This window comes from Sphingobacterium siyangense (assembly GCF_023277505.1).
Taxonomy (GTDB): domain Bacteria; phylum Bacteroidota; class Bacteroidia; order Sphingobacteriales; family Sphingobacteriaceae; genus Sphingobacterium; species Sphingobacterium siyangense.
Window position 1 is genome coordinate 269,043 of sequence record NZ_CP080574.1, and the last position, 15,518, is coordinate 284,560.

Annotated in this window: 13 protein-coding genes; 7 read left to right on the forward strand and 6 right to left on the reverse strand. The window is 39.8% G+C overall.

Annotated features, from left to right (window positions below):
• Positions 1 to 3: 3 nt before the first annotated feature.
• Positions 4 to 3,087 carry a SusC/RagA family TonB-linked outer membrane protein gene (locus tag K2F45_RS01140; protein ID WP_248932867.1) on the reverse strand — a complete coding sequence of 1,028 codons (3,084 nt, stop codon included), beginning with the start codon at positions 3,085 to 3,087 and terminating at the stop codon, positions 4 to 6.
• A 347-nt stretch (positions 3,088 to 3,434) separates the two neighbouring features.
• On the opposite strand from K2F45_RS01140, the gene K2F45_RS01145 reads away from it, so the two are divergent.
• Positions 3,435 to 4,343 carry a DUF4625 domain-containing protein gene (locus K2F45_RS01145; protein ID WP_248932868.1) on the forward strand — a complete coding sequence of 303 codons (909 nt, stop codon included), beginning with the start codon at positions 3,435 to 3,437 and terminating at the stop codon, positions 4,341 to 4,343.
• Positions 4,344 to 4,417: 74 nt separating this feature from the next.
• Here K2F45_RS01145 and K2F45_RS01150 read toward each other — a convergent pair whose 3' ends face one another.
• A complete protein-coding gene (locus tag K2F45_RS01150; RefSeq protein ID WP_201669939.1) occupies positions 4,418 to 4,747 on the reverse strand; it encodes a helix-turn-helix domain-containing protein in 330 nt (109 codons plus the stop codon).
• A 121-nt stretch (positions 4,748 to 4,868) separates the two neighbouring features.
• Between K2F45_RS01150 and K2F45_RS01155 the strand changes: the two genes are divergently transcribed.
• On the forward strand, positions 4,869 to 5,957 hold the full coding sequence (locus K2F45_RS01155) for a sensor histidine kinase (RefSeq protein WP_201669940.1): 1,089 nt from the start codon (positions 4,869 to 4,871) through the stop codon (positions 5,955 to 5,957).
• Positions 5,958 to 5,968: 11 nt separating this feature from the next.
• Here K2F45_RS01155 and K2F45_RS01160 read toward each other — a convergent pair whose 3' ends face one another.
• A complete protein-coding gene (locus K2F45_RS01160; RefSeq protein WP_248932869.1) occupies positions 5,969 to 6,724 on the reverse strand; it encodes a hypothetical protein in 756 nt (251 codons plus the stop codon).
• 269 nt (positions 6,725 to 6,993) lie between these two features.
• Here K2F45_RS01160 and K2F45_RS01165 point away from each other — a divergent pair, with 269 nt between their 5' ends.
• Together K2F45_RS01165 and K2F45_RS01170 are read left to right on the forward strand one after the other, a co-directional pair.
• On the forward strand, positions 6,994 to 7,692 hold the full coding sequence (locus tag K2F45_RS01165; RefSeq protein ID WP_248932870.1) for an RpnC/YadD family protein: 699 nt from the start codon (positions 6,994 to 6,996) through the stop codon (positions 7,690 to 7,692).
• 34 nt (positions 7,693 to 7,726) lie between these two features.
• Positions 7,727 to 7,987, forward strand: coding sequence for an RpnC/YadD family protein (locus K2F45_RS01170; RefSeq protein WP_248932871.1), 261 nt, complete (start codon positions 7,727 to 7,729; stop codon positions 7,985 to 7,987).
• 89 nt (positions 7,988 to 8,076) lie between these two features.
• Here the strand turns inward: K2F45_RS01170 and K2F45_RS01175 are convergent, their stop codons facing one another.
• The 3 genes from K2F45_RS01175 to K2F45_RS01185 form a co-directional block, all read right to left on the reverse strand.
• The gene (locus tag K2F45_RS01175) at positions 8,077 to 8,556 is read right to left on the reverse strand and encodes a type II toxin-antitoxin system death-on-curing family toxin (protein WP_248932872.1); all 480 of its coding nucleotides are present in this window, start codon (positions 8,554 to 8,556) and stop codon (positions 8,077 to 8,079) included.
• A gap of 2 nt (positions 8,557 to 8,558) precedes the next feature.
• Positions 8,559 to 9,584 carry a hypothetical protein gene (locus K2F45_RS01180; RefSeq protein ID WP_248932873.1) on the reverse strand — a complete coding sequence of 342 codons (1,026 nt, stop codon included), beginning with the start codon at positions 9,582 to 9,584 and terminating at the stop codon, positions 8,559 to 8,561.
• A 412-nt stretch (positions 9,585 to 9,996) separates the two neighbouring features.
• Complete coding sequence (locus K2F45_RS01185) at positions 9,997 to 10,482, reverse strand: hypothetical protein (RefSeq protein WP_248932874.1); 486 nt, start codon at positions 10,480 to 10,482, stop codon at positions 9,997 to 9,999.
• 874 nt (positions 10,483 to 11,356) lie between these two features.
• On the opposite strand from K2F45_RS01185, the gene K2F45_RS01190 reads away from it, so the two are divergent.
• From K2F45_RS01190 to K2F45_RS01200, 3 genes are read left to right on the forward strand one after another with little or no spacing between them, the layout of a single operon-like run.
• Positions 11,357 to 11,734: a hypothetical protein gene (locus K2F45_RS01190; RefSeq protein ID WP_248932875.1), complete on the forward strand. Its 378-nt coding sequence runs from the start codon at positions 11,357 to 11,359 to the stop codon at positions 11,732 to 11,734.
• A 1-nt stretch (position 11,735) separates the two neighbouring features.
• Positions 11,736 to 12,341 (forward strand): TlpA family protein disulfide reductase, encoded by a 606-nt coding sequence (locus K2F45_RS01195; RefSeq protein WP_248932876.1) that lies wholly within the window; start codon positions 11,736 to 11,738, stop codon positions 12,339 to 12,341.
• Entirely contained in the window at positions 12,325 to 15,516 is a 3,192-nt protein-coding gene (locus K2F45_RS01200; protein ID WP_248932877.1) for a SusC/RagA family TonB-linked outer membrane protein, read from the forward strand. The genes K2F45_RS01195 and K2F45_RS01200 overlap by 17 nt, the downstream gene beginning before the upstream one ends.
• Positions 15,517 to 15,518: the final 2 nt, after the last annotated feature.

The window sequence follows — 15,518 nt, forward strand, 5'->3', positions numbered from 1 at the left end:
CTCCTAAAATCTCATGTTTAAACCAAAATTGAAACCTCTGGGTTTAGCCATATTCCCGTAATCGATTCCGTATCCGCCGATACCGCCTAGTCCTGCTGTATTGCTATTACTTTCGGGATCTAGCCCTGTGTAATTGGTGAACAGGAAGAGATCGGTGGCCGTAAAAAATACGCTAAGTGCGGCTTGTGACGAGATGCGTTGTGTCAGATGTTTGGGTAGGGCATAGCGAAGAGTTACATCCCGAAGCCTAAATGCATAAATGTTTTTCTCGATAAACATCTGCGGTTCGATATTGGTCATATAGTAGGCGGATGCGGAATATGGTGTTACTGCAATGTGGTTTACTGTTGGATTGGCCGTGTTTTCAAGCCCGTCTTCCAATACGCCCTGAATTACCCGCGGGTCTTCCCGATTTAATGTTTTCACAGACTGCCCATAGGTATAGAGTCTATAATCTAGCCCGTTGAGCACATCACCACCTTTGCGGAGATCCCATAAAAACGTTAGGTAAAAGTTTTTGTAATTGAACTTGTTGACAATTCCAAGTGTATAGTCGGGAATGCGGTCGCCTATCGGATAATACTTATCGGTGCCGGCAATGGGTAAGCCTGTTTGGGGATTGATCAAAATGTCTCCACGCTCGTTTCTTTTAAATTGCGTACCTGTTAGGGTACCGATACTATAGCCGGGCATCACGGAAGACCGTACGCCACTAAGTACCCAGGTGTCTGAATCATAGAGTTCGGGCAATTCTTCAGCAAGCGATAGTACTTTTCCTTTGTATTGGGTAAAATTGAAGGTCATATCCCAGCTGAAATCGTTTTTTTTGATCGGGTTGACATTCACTTGCAATTCGGTACCATAGGTTTTGACTTCGCCGCCGTTCATCATCCGTAGTACAAAGCCTGAGCCATAGCTCAATCTTGGCAGAATGATCTGCCCGGTGCTTAAACGGTTAAAATAGCTGAAATCAAATGTGAGGCGACGCTTAAAAAAGCCAAATTCGAGTCCTGTTTCAAAATCGCGGGTTTTTTCGGCTTTCAGGTCGGGGTTACCGCCGTTTACGCCGTAAGCAAATCCGCCTCCTGTTGAGAGCTTGGGCTCTAGATTGGATAGGGTATAGTAGCTTTTGAAGGGTGCTTTCCCGGTCGTGCCGACAGAGATGCGGTATTTTCCGTCGCTGAGCCATTGTACTTTATTTTTGAAGAAAGACAGGTCTGAAAAATTAAAGGCCAAGGATGCCGATGGGTAGCCAAAATAGGGATTGTTGGGCATCATGCGGGAGGCTGCATCCAATCGACCTGTTAAATTGAGGTACAGGAGGTTGTCAAGATAACCAAATCCGGCCTGTGCCAAAAATCCGACTGTACGAAAGTTATTGGCAACAGATCGCGCCAGGCGCGTGCTCGGAAAGGTGTTGTTGATGCTGTAAAAGTTGGGATCGTAAAAGTCCTCGCCATATTGAGAGTTAGTAAGGGTATTGTAGTCTTTAAATTCTGTTCCCAAGTTTGCCCTAAAACTAATGTCGCGCCCGATTTTTGTATTGGCTGTCGCCATAAATGATCCCGAGAGCACGCGTGCATTGACTTGATACTCATTCATGGAGCCATTGCGTACATTGGTCGAAGACCCTGATCCGGAGTAGGATTGAGGATGGTAAACGCTTTGTCCCCGTGTGTTGGCAAAGTCGATGCCGATGATCCCGTTGAGGCTTAGCCAGTTCGTAGCACGATAGGAAATGTTGGAAGTGGCAAGGAGGCGGTTTACATCATCATTGGCGGTGTTGCGGTATACATCCCAAAAGGGATTATCCAGCTCATTGTAAATATCGGTGCTGTGGAGTACACGATTCCCTTTTTCATCGATCCAGTCCCTCACATCAAACAGCGGGTTGAAGCGCATCAGGGTAATCAGGTAGCCTGTATTGCCTTTACGGACTTTATCGTTTTGTGAATTGATATAGTTGAAAGAGGTGTTAAATTCGAGTTTGTCGTTAAATTTTGCTGTTCCATTGAGGCGGGTCGAAAAGCGCTTATAGCTGGTATTGGGGACGATACCAGTATTGTTGCTGTATTCATTGGACCAGCGGTAAGTCACTTTTTCTGATCCGCCTTCGAAAGAAAGATTATGCTTTTGATTATATCCGGTGCGGAAGAAGTTGTTGACATTGTCTTTGTAGAGCGTGACTCCTTCTGCATATTTTGGTCCCATTGAATAGACCGAATTAGCGGCGTATACACCATTGGTTCCCTGTGCATAAACATATTGCCGCTCGGGATATTTATTGACCGTTTCAACGCGTCCTGAAAGCGAATAGTTGACGGTAAATTTACCGGCTTTTCCTTTCTTGGTTGTTATGAGAATGGCTCCGCCTGCACCTTGGCTGCCGAATTGGGCTGTCGCCTCGGGGCCTTTCAGGATGGTATAGGTTTCGATATCGTCTGGATTGATATCCATGGCACGATTGGAGTAATCTAGATCCCTATTTGCACCATTGCTGGCCAGATCATTTTCGTTTAATGTAGAGTTATTGATGGGTACGCCATCTACTACAATCAATGCATTATTGTCGCCAGAGATAGAGGCAAAGCCACGCAGTACGATTTGTGCCGATGCACCCGGCATACCACTTGTGCTATTGATTGAAAGGCCCGGTACGCGCCCTTGTAGCCCCTGAAAAAACGATTCGCGCTGTGTTTCGGATACATCGGATCCGGCGACAATTGGGGTCGAATATCCCAGCGTTTTTCGATCACGTTTGACTCCGAAAGCGGTGACCACCACTTCATCCAGTGAAGAACTGTTTTCGGATAGGCTGATGTTTAGTACCGACTGGCTCGCGAGTGCTTTTTCGATTTGTTTATAACCGACATGTCTAAAAATTAAGGTGGCGTTTTCTTGTACGGTGATCTTGTACATTCCACTGTTGTTGGTGATGGACTGGGTGTTTTTGCCTTTTTCGAGAACTGTAACACCGCCTAATGCCGACCCATCTGTCGTAGTGACTTTACCGGTAACGATTTTTTGGGCCAGGGCGACACCATACGTACTCAGTAAACTCACTAGTATGAGCATACTTCTTTTCATAATAAAATTGTGTTTGATTAGTTTCGTTTAACTTAGGTTTTGCCGATACACCTGGTGCTTGGGCAACATAAAAATTGTGCTATTTCATAAAAATTTATAGCGGTTAGAAATCGGTTTGTATATGTTTTATATCAAATATAGCATAAAAGTGCAATTTTTAAAATTTTTTTATGGTTTTTTACTTCAAAAGACGAAAATTATTGAACAAAAATGCATGAATATGCTTTCTGTACTTTTTCGGTAGTTACTGCTCAAGGCTTCGTTAAAACATTTCAATGCAACTGTATTGCTTTTAAGGTGCTTTTGTTATATTTGCAACTATATTGCAATAATGAATACTACACCAAATGATCAAACCAATAAAAATTATCCTGGCATTTATGCTCATAGCTGAGCTTTTTGTATCCTGTAAAAAGGAAGGTAAGACAGCGGAGGTTGTTTCACCAAAGGCAGAAAACGTAGAAATTGGCTATGCCAATAATAAGCAAGCAATCCGAGGGCGGGATTTTCATTTTAATGCCGATATTCTGGCCGGCGATAAAATCGAGTCCATTCAAGTCAAAATTTTACCGAAGGCTGGGCTGACGAATTCATCCCCATGGAAAATGGAAATTGCTTGGGAAGAGTTTACAGGATTAAAAAATGCCAATGTGCACAAGCATTTTACCATTCCAGTGGAAGCCCCTGAGGGTAAATTTGATTTTTTCTTTATCGTAAACGATGTTAATGGATCAAAGCTTGAGTTAAAGGAAGACTTTCAGATCATCGATGCGGCTAATATGCCTGTTGACCCGATTGTGGACCGTGATATCTTCTCGCGAAACGATGATATGGTATACTATATGAATACCTATGTAGAGAATCCATTGGTTTTCAAAAAAGGGGATAAGTTTACGGCACGTGCGCAGATCAAGCAAATACAGGGGGATGGTATTTTATATACAGCATTGATAAAGCGAACGCTGAATCATTTTCCTGAAACGGTTGATAAACTTGACTTGACGAAGGCTATCATTATCTCTAAAGTGGAGCATAAAGATCTGGGGCCAGCATCAAAAGTCAATACCTATAAGTTAGTCAATGGTGCGATAAGCGGTGATGATATTCTAATCGGTGCCGAGAAAGATGGTTTGGGCAGTCAGATTTCTGGCGAGAGACAATGGCAATCTGGTCAGTACAATCTCGTTATATTATATAAAAATACCACGTTTAATATGAGTACCTTTAAGTCGATTCCCATTACTATTTCGTATTAAAAATGCGTCATACACCTCTTAACCCCCAAGCTTCCGATCAAGAACTAAGGGAGTTTGGGACTAAGGGAGAAGTTTCAACCTGTGTGCAGCTGGCCATAGAGTTCGATGACTTTTTTCTGAAGTTGGATTATTTCTTCTTCCCGTTCTTTCAGCTTTTGCTGAATTAAAGTTATTCCATCAACATAATCATTTACGTGATCTGTTTCAGAAAAAGATAAAAGCTGTACCGCTGTAAAATTAAATAACTTGGCGATCTGGATTAATCTGGAGAGATTAAGATCGGTAATGCCTGTTTCTATTTTTGAAAATGCGGGAATGGAAATCCCCAATTTTTTGGCCACATCCTGTTGGCTCCAACCTTTTTGGTGCCTAAGTAACCTGATTTTTTTTCCTACTTTATTCATATAAAACTTTCTTAAAGGTTAAGATACAAAAAAGGTTACACAGAATGGCATCATTTCTGTTGCATTAATTTGTTAGAATTCCCTATATCTATACTTTCACGATTGCTAAATTTCTTTCTGTATGCCTTTTGATGAGCACTTTTTGTTGTCTGTTCTGGAGCGGTCTCCTTTAGCCACGGCTATCTATGATAGTGCGGACCTCAATATTGCCTTTGCCAATCAGGCGATGCTGGATACATGGCATGCAAGCAGCTCAATTTTAGGACATACTTTATGTGCCTGTTTTCCCAGCTTTGAAAAAGAGGGGTTTTCATCTATTTTGAAAAATGTGTGGAAGACAGGGATTACCTATCGTGCCAAGGATACTCCGGCAGATATCTTATCTGGTAGAATTATTATTAAAAGGTACTTTGATTTCGAGTATAAAGCATTATTGGACGAAAAGGGAAATATTTATGCTATTTTACATTCCTCATGGGATGTGACGGAAAGAAAACTTGCCTATGATAAAGCTGAAAGCCAAAAAGAGCAAATATCTTTTAATAGAAAGCTGGATCTATTATCCAATACCCTTTCACATGATTTAAAAAACCCATTATCCATTCTAAAGATGGGAAATGATATGCTGCGTAAAAATATAAGTCTACCTGAACATGTTCAACAAAAATGGTTCGACAATATGCAAGCTGCCATAGAAAATATTCAGTCTATTATCAACCAAACCCTGCAGCTAAATAAAATACGTGCTGTCAATCCGGTTAGGGAATGTTTAGATATGGATAAAAAAATTGCAGAATGGATAGATGAGGTAAAGCTTCTTTATCCAGCATCACAGTTGGAGTTTAGATTGGGAAATCTTTACAAGCTTGAGGTAGCCTGTAGTGTCGCTTATCAGATTTTTTTTAATCTGATTTCCAATGCGGTGAAATATGCTAAAGATACCGAGCAGGATTATCTTGCGATCTATAGTGAAAAGACAAGCAAAGGGATTGTATACTATTTGGAAGATAATGGGATCGGTATTCCAGATGAAGACCTGGATGTTGTATTTAAAGCCCATGAGCGCGCAAAAAATGCGCTTGCAGCACAGGGCTCGGGTATAGGGCTATCCTTAGTCAAAGAGTTGGTGGAACGTCTGGACGGGAATGTTAATCTATCCAGCAAGCTGGGTAAGGGAACGATCATTCGCTTGTTTTTTCCGAATAATTAGGTGCTGTCTCGTTATTGTCGGTTAACAGCCAGTTTGCTGATGTAAATGATTGCGGTATCGGTGGACGTCGGATAAGTACGCTCATTCCCTTTGACAGACCACTCAAAACGTGTTCCTTCGGCGCCAATATAAAGCCGGTTTTTCTTGTCGTGGTAAATATAGTTCAGTTGTCGGCGGAAAGGAAAATCAAGCAGCTGTTCGCCTTTATCAGTAACCCTTACTAGTTTGTCGGGCTGCATTAACGGGCGTCCATATTCTTTGTCGATGATTTCTTTCGGTTGCGGGACTATTTTGTAAGATTCCTTTTCACTGATCTTTGTTTCTTTTCGATTGACCCGTACTTTATCATAGATTTCATAGCCGTATTTGCCCTTTGTGCTCCAGCTTTTTCCATGATCCCACGAGAATAAAAATGGACTTGTCGAATGATCCTGGAAGTTGCTTAAAGCCATCAGTTCTCCCTGATATATACTGAAGCTTGGTATGCCAAGTCCGGCATCGCGGACCATCTGCCACGAAGCTCCTTTATCTGTAGTCATATAAATCTTGTACATGGTGGCCACAACCAAGGTGTCGTCAATATTGCCATAAATAGCCGATGTGCCTCTAAGCTGTCCCGGGATACTCAATTTCGTCCATGCAGCATCTCTCGTTTCAATATCGATAAGATCCTTCGGCTCAATAGGGTCGTCCTTTTGGCAAGAACTAAAAAACAGGATTTGGGCACAGACAAAAAGTAGGGGGCGTAGAGTAATTTTAAATAGCATGTTTTTTGCGATTTGAGTAAACAAGCTGTGTGATTATTAAGCTTTATGTAATTTTAAAGATAGTTATAATAACTGAAAGTTATTATATGTATGGGTGTTTATTTTTGTTGTCCACTGCTTATAACCAATATAAGTGCAATTTGAGAAAAAAGGATACTAAAGATGCGACCATCATGGAGAACTCACTCTTTTCTGCAAAATGCTAATTATATTAGCATTTTGTGTTGATAATTCCTATCTTTGTACTGTTAACCAGTTGATAAATAATTATGAGTCCAAGAAGAAGGCGTGTAGATGATCCCTTGTGGAAATCTATTTTGGAGCAAACATTTTCGCATTTTCTAAGATTTATCTTTCCGGATGCAGATGCTATTTTTGATTTGAGCAGACCCTTTGATTATCTCGATAAAGAGTTTGAGACTTTGTTTCCTCCGGAAAACACCGGCAGGGGAGTGCGTTATGTAGACAAGCTTGTGAAGGTATTTTTAAATGATGGCCGTGAACAGTTTGTCCTCTGCCATGTAGAGATCCAGAGCAATAAAGGCAGGGGTGATTTGGCCGAGCGCATGTTTCGCTATTTTTATAGAATATGGGATCGTTACAAAGTTCCAATTACTGCTATTGCAATTTTGGCTGATGAAAGCAAAGGTTATAGACCAGTGGTATATAGCCAGGAGTTTATGGGAACTTCATTGCGTTACGATTTTAACATTTACAAGATCCTCGATCAGGAAGAATCGGAATTACGATCAAATAGAAACCCATTTTCTGTGATTGTCCTTACGGCACTTTTGGCGATAGTAAACAAGAAAGTGACCGATGAGGGACTGAAAGAAATAAAACATGATCTCTATGATGAGATGATGAAAAGAGAAATGGATAAGGGTACACGTCAAGGGCTCTATGATTTTTTAACTTATTACGTAAGTTTTGATAATGAGGAAGTTTTGAGTATATTTCCTCAATAGATTAGCCCTTAATGGCAGAGGAGAGATCGATAAATTGCTTTTTGTAGGCAATTTATCTAAGTTTGAAGAAGAAATTAAAACAAAAATAGGAAGGAGCGATACTATGGGCACTCAAGAATATTTATTAGATAAAGCTGAAAAAAAAGGAATTCAGAAAGGTAAGATTGAAGGTAAAATTGAAGGGAAGCGGGAAGAAGCTATTGCCATTGCACTAGAGTTTAAGAAAATGGGGCTACCTATTGCTGATATCGCTAAAGGCACCGGGCTTTCTATCGAAGAAATCGAAAAATTGTAATCAAATACTTTTAAAGTTTATACATATTTATTGTGAGCCATTTCCGGAAGGGAGTGGCTTTTTCAATGCTCTGATTTATATTGGGGTTTTTAAAATTCATTCCCTTCTAATGAAGATTCATTATCTTCTTGATTAGCAATTGTTTGTAAAGCACTTAAAATTTTAAGTTTCAGGGATTCATTATAATCGTCTTCAAATAAAATTGATTGAATTATTTCTTCCAAAAAATCACGGTCGATTATGTTGTCTGCAACGCAAACCGCTATATTTTCCATTTCCCTTATAAATTTCGTGACTATATGGTCGAAGCCATTTAGTTCTAAAAAACTAGCCCCAACTCCTATAGAAGTTCTTTTATTTCCATCATGGAAAGCATGTAACTTATTGATTGAAAACACCAAGTGGGTAAGTTTGTTCTCAAATTCTGGGTAATATAGATCGTCTTTCACCTTTTCTATTACGCTAGCAATATAGCCTATATTTTTTACTCCAGGTAATCCGCCAGAAATTGATATAATTGTATCATGAATGCCGATGACTTGTTCGATAGTCTCAATGTAAATATACATAGTTAGCGATCTTTTAGTCTCTTAAATACGTCCTGATTTTCTTCTAGTCTTTTTGTCAAAGAAGCACTCTGCTCTCCAAGAAATTTATCGAAATCTTCCTCCGAAACTTCCTTGACGTATTCGATCAACCTTTCGTGTAATGCATCACGAAAGGCAAGATCCCTACTCGCCATTTTGCTCCGGGCTTCACCTATTGAAGCTTCCATCATATCTTCTGCTCTTTCAGCAAAATCATTGAAGAGTTCGTGGGCTTCCGTTAAACTTAATTTTTCGCCTTTTTTATTAAATGCTCTTTCCAATTCTTTTGCAAAGGCATTTTCATAATCTGAAACAATTCTTAAGACTTCTGAATAAAACGTTGATCGGACGCTTTCTTTTGATCTTAAGCGTAAAATTTTTTTATATTCACTGGCATTCTCCTTAAATATGCTCTTATATACTTTATCTGTTAATTGAGAATATTTGAAATTGTTTGGGTGAATATAATGATCTATTGCATCGGTGAATTTTTGCCTGTAGTTAAATTCATCCATTGCAGTTATAATGTATTGTTGCTCTCTTTGATTAATGTATTTTGTATGACCATTAGTTTTTTGATATAGGACATCGATTACAATATCTAGAATCATAGATCTAATTTGACGGGCTTTATCAGAGTCATTTAGCAACATGCCTATATTTAAAAATGCTTTAAAATTAAAGATACCTAATGACGGGGATTTGTTAATTTCGTCTTTATTTTTAACATTTTGGGTACCTAAGTATTGAGCCTTGAATATGCGTAACCGCTCGTTAGTTAATACCTCATAGCCATTTTCTGTGATTTCCCCCTCATTATTTTCCAAGATTCTTTCAATTGTTCGTATATCAACTTCATAAAAATCAGAAACTTGTTGTTTTGTGAATCTATACTTTTTTTCAAACATAATTCCTGGATAATCTATTTGTTGATAGATCTCTTTTATGGCGACGTTGTTATTAAGTATATTTCTTCTTTGAATCAGAGATGTTGTTAAGTCGGATATCATGTGAAATCAATATTAGGATATAAAAATACGGTTAAAATATTGGAAAACAATTTATTGTATCATTTGGTTGGGGGATGTCTCCGACATCTGTGTCGGGGACATCTGTGTTTTTTAGTGTAAGGTGCTTATTGTCAAGTGATTAATTGAAGCGTCGCCACACTTCTATTCTTTTCCTAATATCTCTTCAATTGAGCGTTCTTTAGGAATGCTAAAATACCCATGTCAGGGTGAAAGATAAAAAGCCTATTTCATTGAGATAATGTTGAGCAATTGTTCGACATATGTTTAATTATAAAGCGCTCTAATTGATTAAGGTGCTTCGTTGCATTTTGTAAATTTCAGCCAGCTAAAATGATATAGGAACAGTTTGCTGAAATTGAAAAATTAAAAATATCTTTTGTGAAGAGCTTTCTTAGCCTAACCCAATTATTGGTCGATCACCATCGCCATAGAAGTAGTCGAAGAGTTGACTTGGTTTACAAGCTAGAGCTTTAGAAAGGCCATATATTTCATCTGCATATAGTTCATTGAGTTCTCCTGAGAAAAGTCTATTAAATCTCTTCGCAATAATTTTAGAGCTATCACTAATTTGATTCTGGCTATTTATATAAGGATTGATCAAATCGTGAAATAAGTTTTCATTCTTTTTTAGACTCGCTAAAATATGGCCCTCATGTTTACTAAAATAATTGTTACAGAAAGTATCAATATCTTCTCCTAAAAAAATCAAGGTCTTATGAAAAATTCTGCCATCTAGTTTGGGAGAGCTCTCACTAAGAAGATTTGATATTTCTTTAGACTTATTTTTTAATTCAGATTTATTTTTAATCTTTTTCTTAAGTATGGATAAAATATATTTGGAAAATTCTTCTAGCTTATTTAATTGATATTCAGTCATTTTTATTTGTTTTTTAAAATAAAAAGTCTCAAATGGGACTAATGTTAATTTTTATCTTTATATTTGTTTTATAATCAGTTAATCTGATTTAGTCTCGAATACGGAAACGACGAAATTTCAATGACGCGAGACGTAGGGTTTGCGAACCCCCTGTGCTTTTTGTATTTTCGCAAAAGGAAGGGGCAAGCTCCCCTATTGGAAACTGTGTCATGGGTATTCGTCGTACCTCGTATTCAGTGGAAGATAGTGGGGCTTGCCTCTTTTATATTTAGTCATGCCTTTAATATCTTCTCCCCTTGAGACTCTTTTTGTTAACCAAATTGTAAGATTATGAGATCAAAAGAGCTAAGAACATTTAAAGAACGACGGCAGATCAAGGATCAGCTTAACGAGATTGCAGTAACACTGCTCACCAAGAACAAATACTGCCCACCTGAATAGCTTCTTAAAAGCTTAAAATCAACAGTGGCCGATAGCCCCTGGGTATCGAATGGATATAAAAAAGCCTTAATAGCCTATTTATAGCATACCAATTGTTGATTTTGCCGGCCTATTCTTTATATCTACGCTCTAGATTGAACAGCGCCCATCTCTTTTATCTTCGCACTTTAAAAGTAAGGGTTTCCGATTTCAAAAGCAAAGATTTGAGAAAAATACTATTATAGAAATTCTATAAAAAAGGTCGGTTTTTTATTTTACCAACGGACGCGGTATCGTCTCTATCAAATTACGTGTAACTGTCCTGCACCGCGCCCGATAACCTATTTCTTATTTTTTCACCGCTGTGACCTGAGTTCATTCAGGCTCCTACAAAAACTGATTTCGGTCGGATAGGGAGAGCTATGCGCTATGGTCACAGCTAAAAACGAAACACATGAAAGCCATTTATGAAGATTTACTGCATTTCGACAGGCCATTCTATGAGATCCATGAAGACAGTTACGATCCATTGAAATGTATCGAAAGCTTTTGGGATAATTATCCGCTAGTCACGATACGCGAGTACCTCTATGCATTCGACCTCAAATGCAAAACCCTCGGTGAAGCTACCGAAAGCAAATTAGAGGCTGTACAGCAAACGCTGTTTTTGGCCGATATTCTGCGTGCTCTGATGGCATATTTCCTGACGCATAGCCGTCATTTAGATACAACCCAATTAAAACTGTCAACTCTGGAAGCCAATATGAAGGAACTCCAGCTGACCAAAAAAATCAACGATTTTTTTCAATCCATTAACCAACCAAAACCTTAAGATGATGAAAACAATACTATATAATTTACACAAGGCTTTTAAGAGCAAACGAGCACGAGCGATACTGCTGTGTTTGGTTTCTATGTTTAGTTTATCTGCTCAGACGCCCCGCAAGGACAGCGGGGCCAATGGGCTTCTTGCTATAACTCCAATTGGGGTAGACTATTTTGTCCCCGAAGATTTCTGGAATCAGCAGTTGAAAGTTTATAGTAACGGTAAGACCGCCGTAGTATCCATGGCGCAGTTCAAGGGCAAGCCATTGATACTCGACTTTTGGAGTGTCTCCTGTGCCTCCTGCATCACCAAATTCCCAAAACTCCATGTTTTACAATTGAAGTTTCAGCGCGATTTTAATGTGTTACTGGTCAACAGCGAAGAGAATGATCAGATTCATCGTATGCGAAATGATTTTCTCCGTGATAATATACTCCCGACAGTATATGGCGATCGGTATTTGAATGCCTTATTTCCGCATAGAGGCGTGCCCTATTATGTCTGGATTACACCAATCGGCCGGATATCAGCTATCACAAGCGCGGAGTTTGTAGACGAACAAAAAGTTAAGGCTTTTATTGATTATAGTCTGAAATATGAGATGCCTAATTAGTCTGCTGGTTATACTTTGCTATAGCCTAACAGTATCTGCCCAGGGTAGATATAGTGGTAAGGTGATGGATCAACATGGTAAACCCATTGCCAATGTTAATATTAGGTTGGAGAAAACAAGGCAGAGTTTTAAGACTGATCAAAATGGAGCATTTGTGATACCCAATGTACCTAGGCCTTTGGACGTTGCGGTGTCGATGCTGGGCTTTGAAACGCAGCGCTTATTATGGAACGATTATGCCGATAAGCTTGAGGTAGTCCTGGAAAAAAAAGAACAGCTATTGGATGTTGTAGAAGTTAACACGGGGTATCAGTCATTCGCTAAGGAGCGGTCTACAGCAAGCTTTTCACAGATCGATAGTATAAAACTAACAACACGGATATCTAACAATATTCTGCAGAAACTGGAATATTTGGCTCCTGGGCTGCAGTTTGACAATCGTACGGGTAAATCGGTCATTAATATTCGTGGTATTAATACGTTCTCCGACAACCTGATGCAACCACTGATTATTGTTGATAATTTTCCTTATTCGGGAGATATTGCCAATATCAATCCCAATGATGTGGAGTCTGTAACCCTACTAAAAGATGCCTCAGCTGCGTCTATCTGGGGTGCGCGTGCAGGAAATGGCGTAATTGTGATTAATCTGAAAAAGAATAGCAAAGGGTACAATAAAATGGAGTTTACCCACAATCTGACTTTCGGCGAAAAACAGGATCTGTTTTACTTGCGGAATATTTCTTCAACGGATTTTATCGATGTCGAACGTATGTTGTTTGACAAAGGCTTTTACAAGGCATCATTGAATAGTGTCAATAGCAGACTTCTTGTATTCTCGCCGGTGGTGCAGCTGCTCTATCAACAATCCAAAGGGTTGATCTCCATGGAAGAGGCAGACCGGCAGATCAACTCGTTCAGAAACCACGATTACAGGACGGAGCTAATGGACAACCTATACCGCAATCCGATACGGCAGCAGTACCATCTATCTAATGATCTAGCAAGGGATAAATTTACGAATCGTTTTGCCCTTGGATATGATCGCAATAGCGAACAGCAGCAGGCAAGTAATAACCAGCATCTGACATTGCAGACTTCTAATAGATACGATTTTTCGGATCAGCTACAGTTGCAGATGGGCATGGCTTGGTCCAACCAAAAGTCGACTTCAAGCCCTACTTTTCCTTCTTTTCCGATCAATCCGTTAGGAGGTAAGGCTGCGCTGTATCCTTATGCACAACTGAAAAGTGATGATGCAAGCTCGCTGGCAATCCCGTACAATTATAACCTCTCTTTTGTGCAGAATATCCCTGACCCGCAGTTGGTCGACTGGACGTATAAGCCTCTGGAAGACTATAAGGAAAGTCAGTCAAATAGTAATACAAAGGATATTGTACTAAATGCAACATTGACCTACAAACCGTTTTCGTTTTTGAGTCTTAGTGGTCTGTATAATTATGAGAACCAGTCTGTCGATACAGAAAAGCGAAATGGCGTGAACTCTTTTTACACGCGTGATCTAATTAATCGGTTCAGTCAGGTGGAAAACGGGGTCATTAAACGGATTGTACCATTGGGGGATATTATGCAGAATAATACCAGCCGGATGCTTTCACATAAGGCCCGTTTTCAGGCGAGCTCGGATTTCAGCTTGAAGGAGGATTGGAAGTTTAACCTATTTGCCGGTGCAGAAATTAGTCACTCAAGTACGGATACCAGATTGAATACAGCCTATGGCTACGATGAAAATACAATGACCAGTATCAACGTTGACCCCATTAATACTTATCCCATCTATAGTAATCTTTCTGGAAATTCACGCATTCCATTTTATAATGGATTTGGACGGACGAGTAATCGCTTTGTATCCTTATTTGGAAATGCTGCGGTGACTTATAAAAATAGGTATATCGCCAATTTTTCTGTTCGCCGTGATGCATCAAACTTATTTGGCGTTAAAACCAATGATAGATGGAACCCGCTCTGGTCTGCGGGTCTCGCCTGGGTCATCACAAATGAGAAGTTTATGGATAAACTAAACTGGATAGATCTGTTGAAATTTAGAACCACGGTCGGGCATTCGGGTAACTTAGGCGGGGTATCAACCACATTGCCGATTATCTATTATGACAATCCGAGAAATGACCTGGAGACGGAGCGAAAGGCCAGCGTTGGAGAGCTTCCAAATCCCAACCTGAAATGGGAAGATGTACAGATGAATAACTTTGCCCTAGATTTTGCTTTTCTAAATGGTAGACTGTCGGGAAGTTTTGACTATTACCTTAAAAAGTCAACCGATCTATTGGCGACAGAGAAAATTGACCCGACATTGGGGCTCTATAATATGAGACGTAATGTTGGAGAATTAAAGGGAAGGGGATTCGATCTCAATATCGGCTATCGACAGGCATTGAATAAATCGCTGAAGATAGGGGTAGAGGCGTTGTTTGCTTTCAGTACGGATAAGGTGACAAAATATAAGGGTACGGTATCCAACGCATTGTTTTATGCTTCTGCTGGTGGAAGGGCATTAATGCCTTATGAGGGAAGAGGACTCTACCCTGTCTTTTCATTTCCATTTAAAGGGCTTGATCCCAATACGGGAGATCCCCTTGGCTGGTATCGTGGTGAAGTCAGTAAGGATTATTCGGGCATGCTGTATGACTCTGTCCAGAACCTGAACTATCATGGTAGAGGGCTGCCAACCTATCAGGGAAGCCTGAGGCCAAGTGTCCAATGGAAGGGATTCCAGGCTTCACTCAATTTGGTGTACAAATTTGGTTACTTCTTCCAAAAGGAGACGATCAATTACGCTGCGCTCTTCAAATCATGGAAAGGAAATGCAGACTTTGCAGATAGATGGCAGCAGACTGGCGACGAGGCCAGGACTTCTGTGCCCTCAATGGTTTATCCTGCTAATGCCAGTAGGGATGATTTTTATGCCAATTCGTCGATGAATGTGCTAAAAGGTGACCATATAAGGATCTCGGATATTCGCCTGGGTTATTCGTTTGCTGCCAAGACAGCACATAAACCGATAGCAATAGCTGTGAATGGCTATGTAAACAATGTGGGGATTGTCTGGAGGAAGAACAAATATGGGCTTGATCCGGATAGTTATGGTATTCCCGCTATACGTACTTATGGTTTAAATATCAACGTAAAATATTAAAT

Bases quoted from the DNA above. Each gene is read 5' to 3' on its own strand.
- K2F45_RS01140 (WP_248932867.1), bottom strand. From the start codon at position 3,087: ATGAAAAGAAGTATGCTCATACTAGTGAGTTTACTGAGTACGTATGGT.
- K2F45_RS01145 (WP_248932868.1), top strand. From the start codon at position 3,435: ATGATCAAACCAATAAAAATTATCCTGGCATTTATGCTCATAGCTGAG.
- K2F45_RS01150 (WP_201669939.1), bottom strand. From the start codon at position 4,747: ATGAATAAAGTAGGAAAAAAAATCAGGTTACTTAGGCACCAAAAAGGT.
- K2F45_RS01155 (WP_201669940.1), top strand. From the start codon at position 4,869: ATGCCTTTTGATGAGCACTTTTTGTTGTCTGTTCTGGAGCGGTCTCCT.
- K2F45_RS01160 (WP_248932869.1), bottom strand. From the start codon at position 6,724: ATGCTATTTAAAATTACTCTACGCCCCCTACTTTTTGTCTGTGCCCAA.
- K2F45_RS01165 (WP_248932870.1), top strand. From the start codon at position 6,994: ATGAGTCCAAGAAGAAGGCGTGTAGATGATCCCTTGTGGAAATCTATT.
- K2F45_RS01175 (WP_248932872.1), bottom strand. From the start codon at position 8,556: ATGTATATTTACATTGAGACTATCGAACAAGTCATCGGCATTCATGAT.
- K2F45_RS01180 (WP_248932873.1), bottom strand. From the start codon at position 9,584: ATGATATCCGACTTAACAACATCTCTGATTCAAAGAAGAAATATACTT.
- K2F45_RS01185 (WP_248932874.1), bottom strand. From the start codon at position 10,482: ATGACTGAATATCAATTAAATAAGCTAGAAGAATTTTCCAAATATATT.
- K2F45_RS01190 (WP_248932875.1), top strand. From the start codon at position 11,357: ATGAAAGCCATTTATGAAGATTTACTGCATTTCGACAGGCCATTCTAT.
- K2F45_RS01195 (WP_248932876.1), top strand. From the start codon at position 11,736: ATGATGAAAACAATACTATATAATTTACACAAGGCTTTTAAGAGCAAA.
- K2F45_RS01200 (WP_248932877.1), top strand. From the start codon at position 12,325: ATGAGATGCCTAATTAGTCTGCTGGTTATACTTTGCTATAGCCTAACA.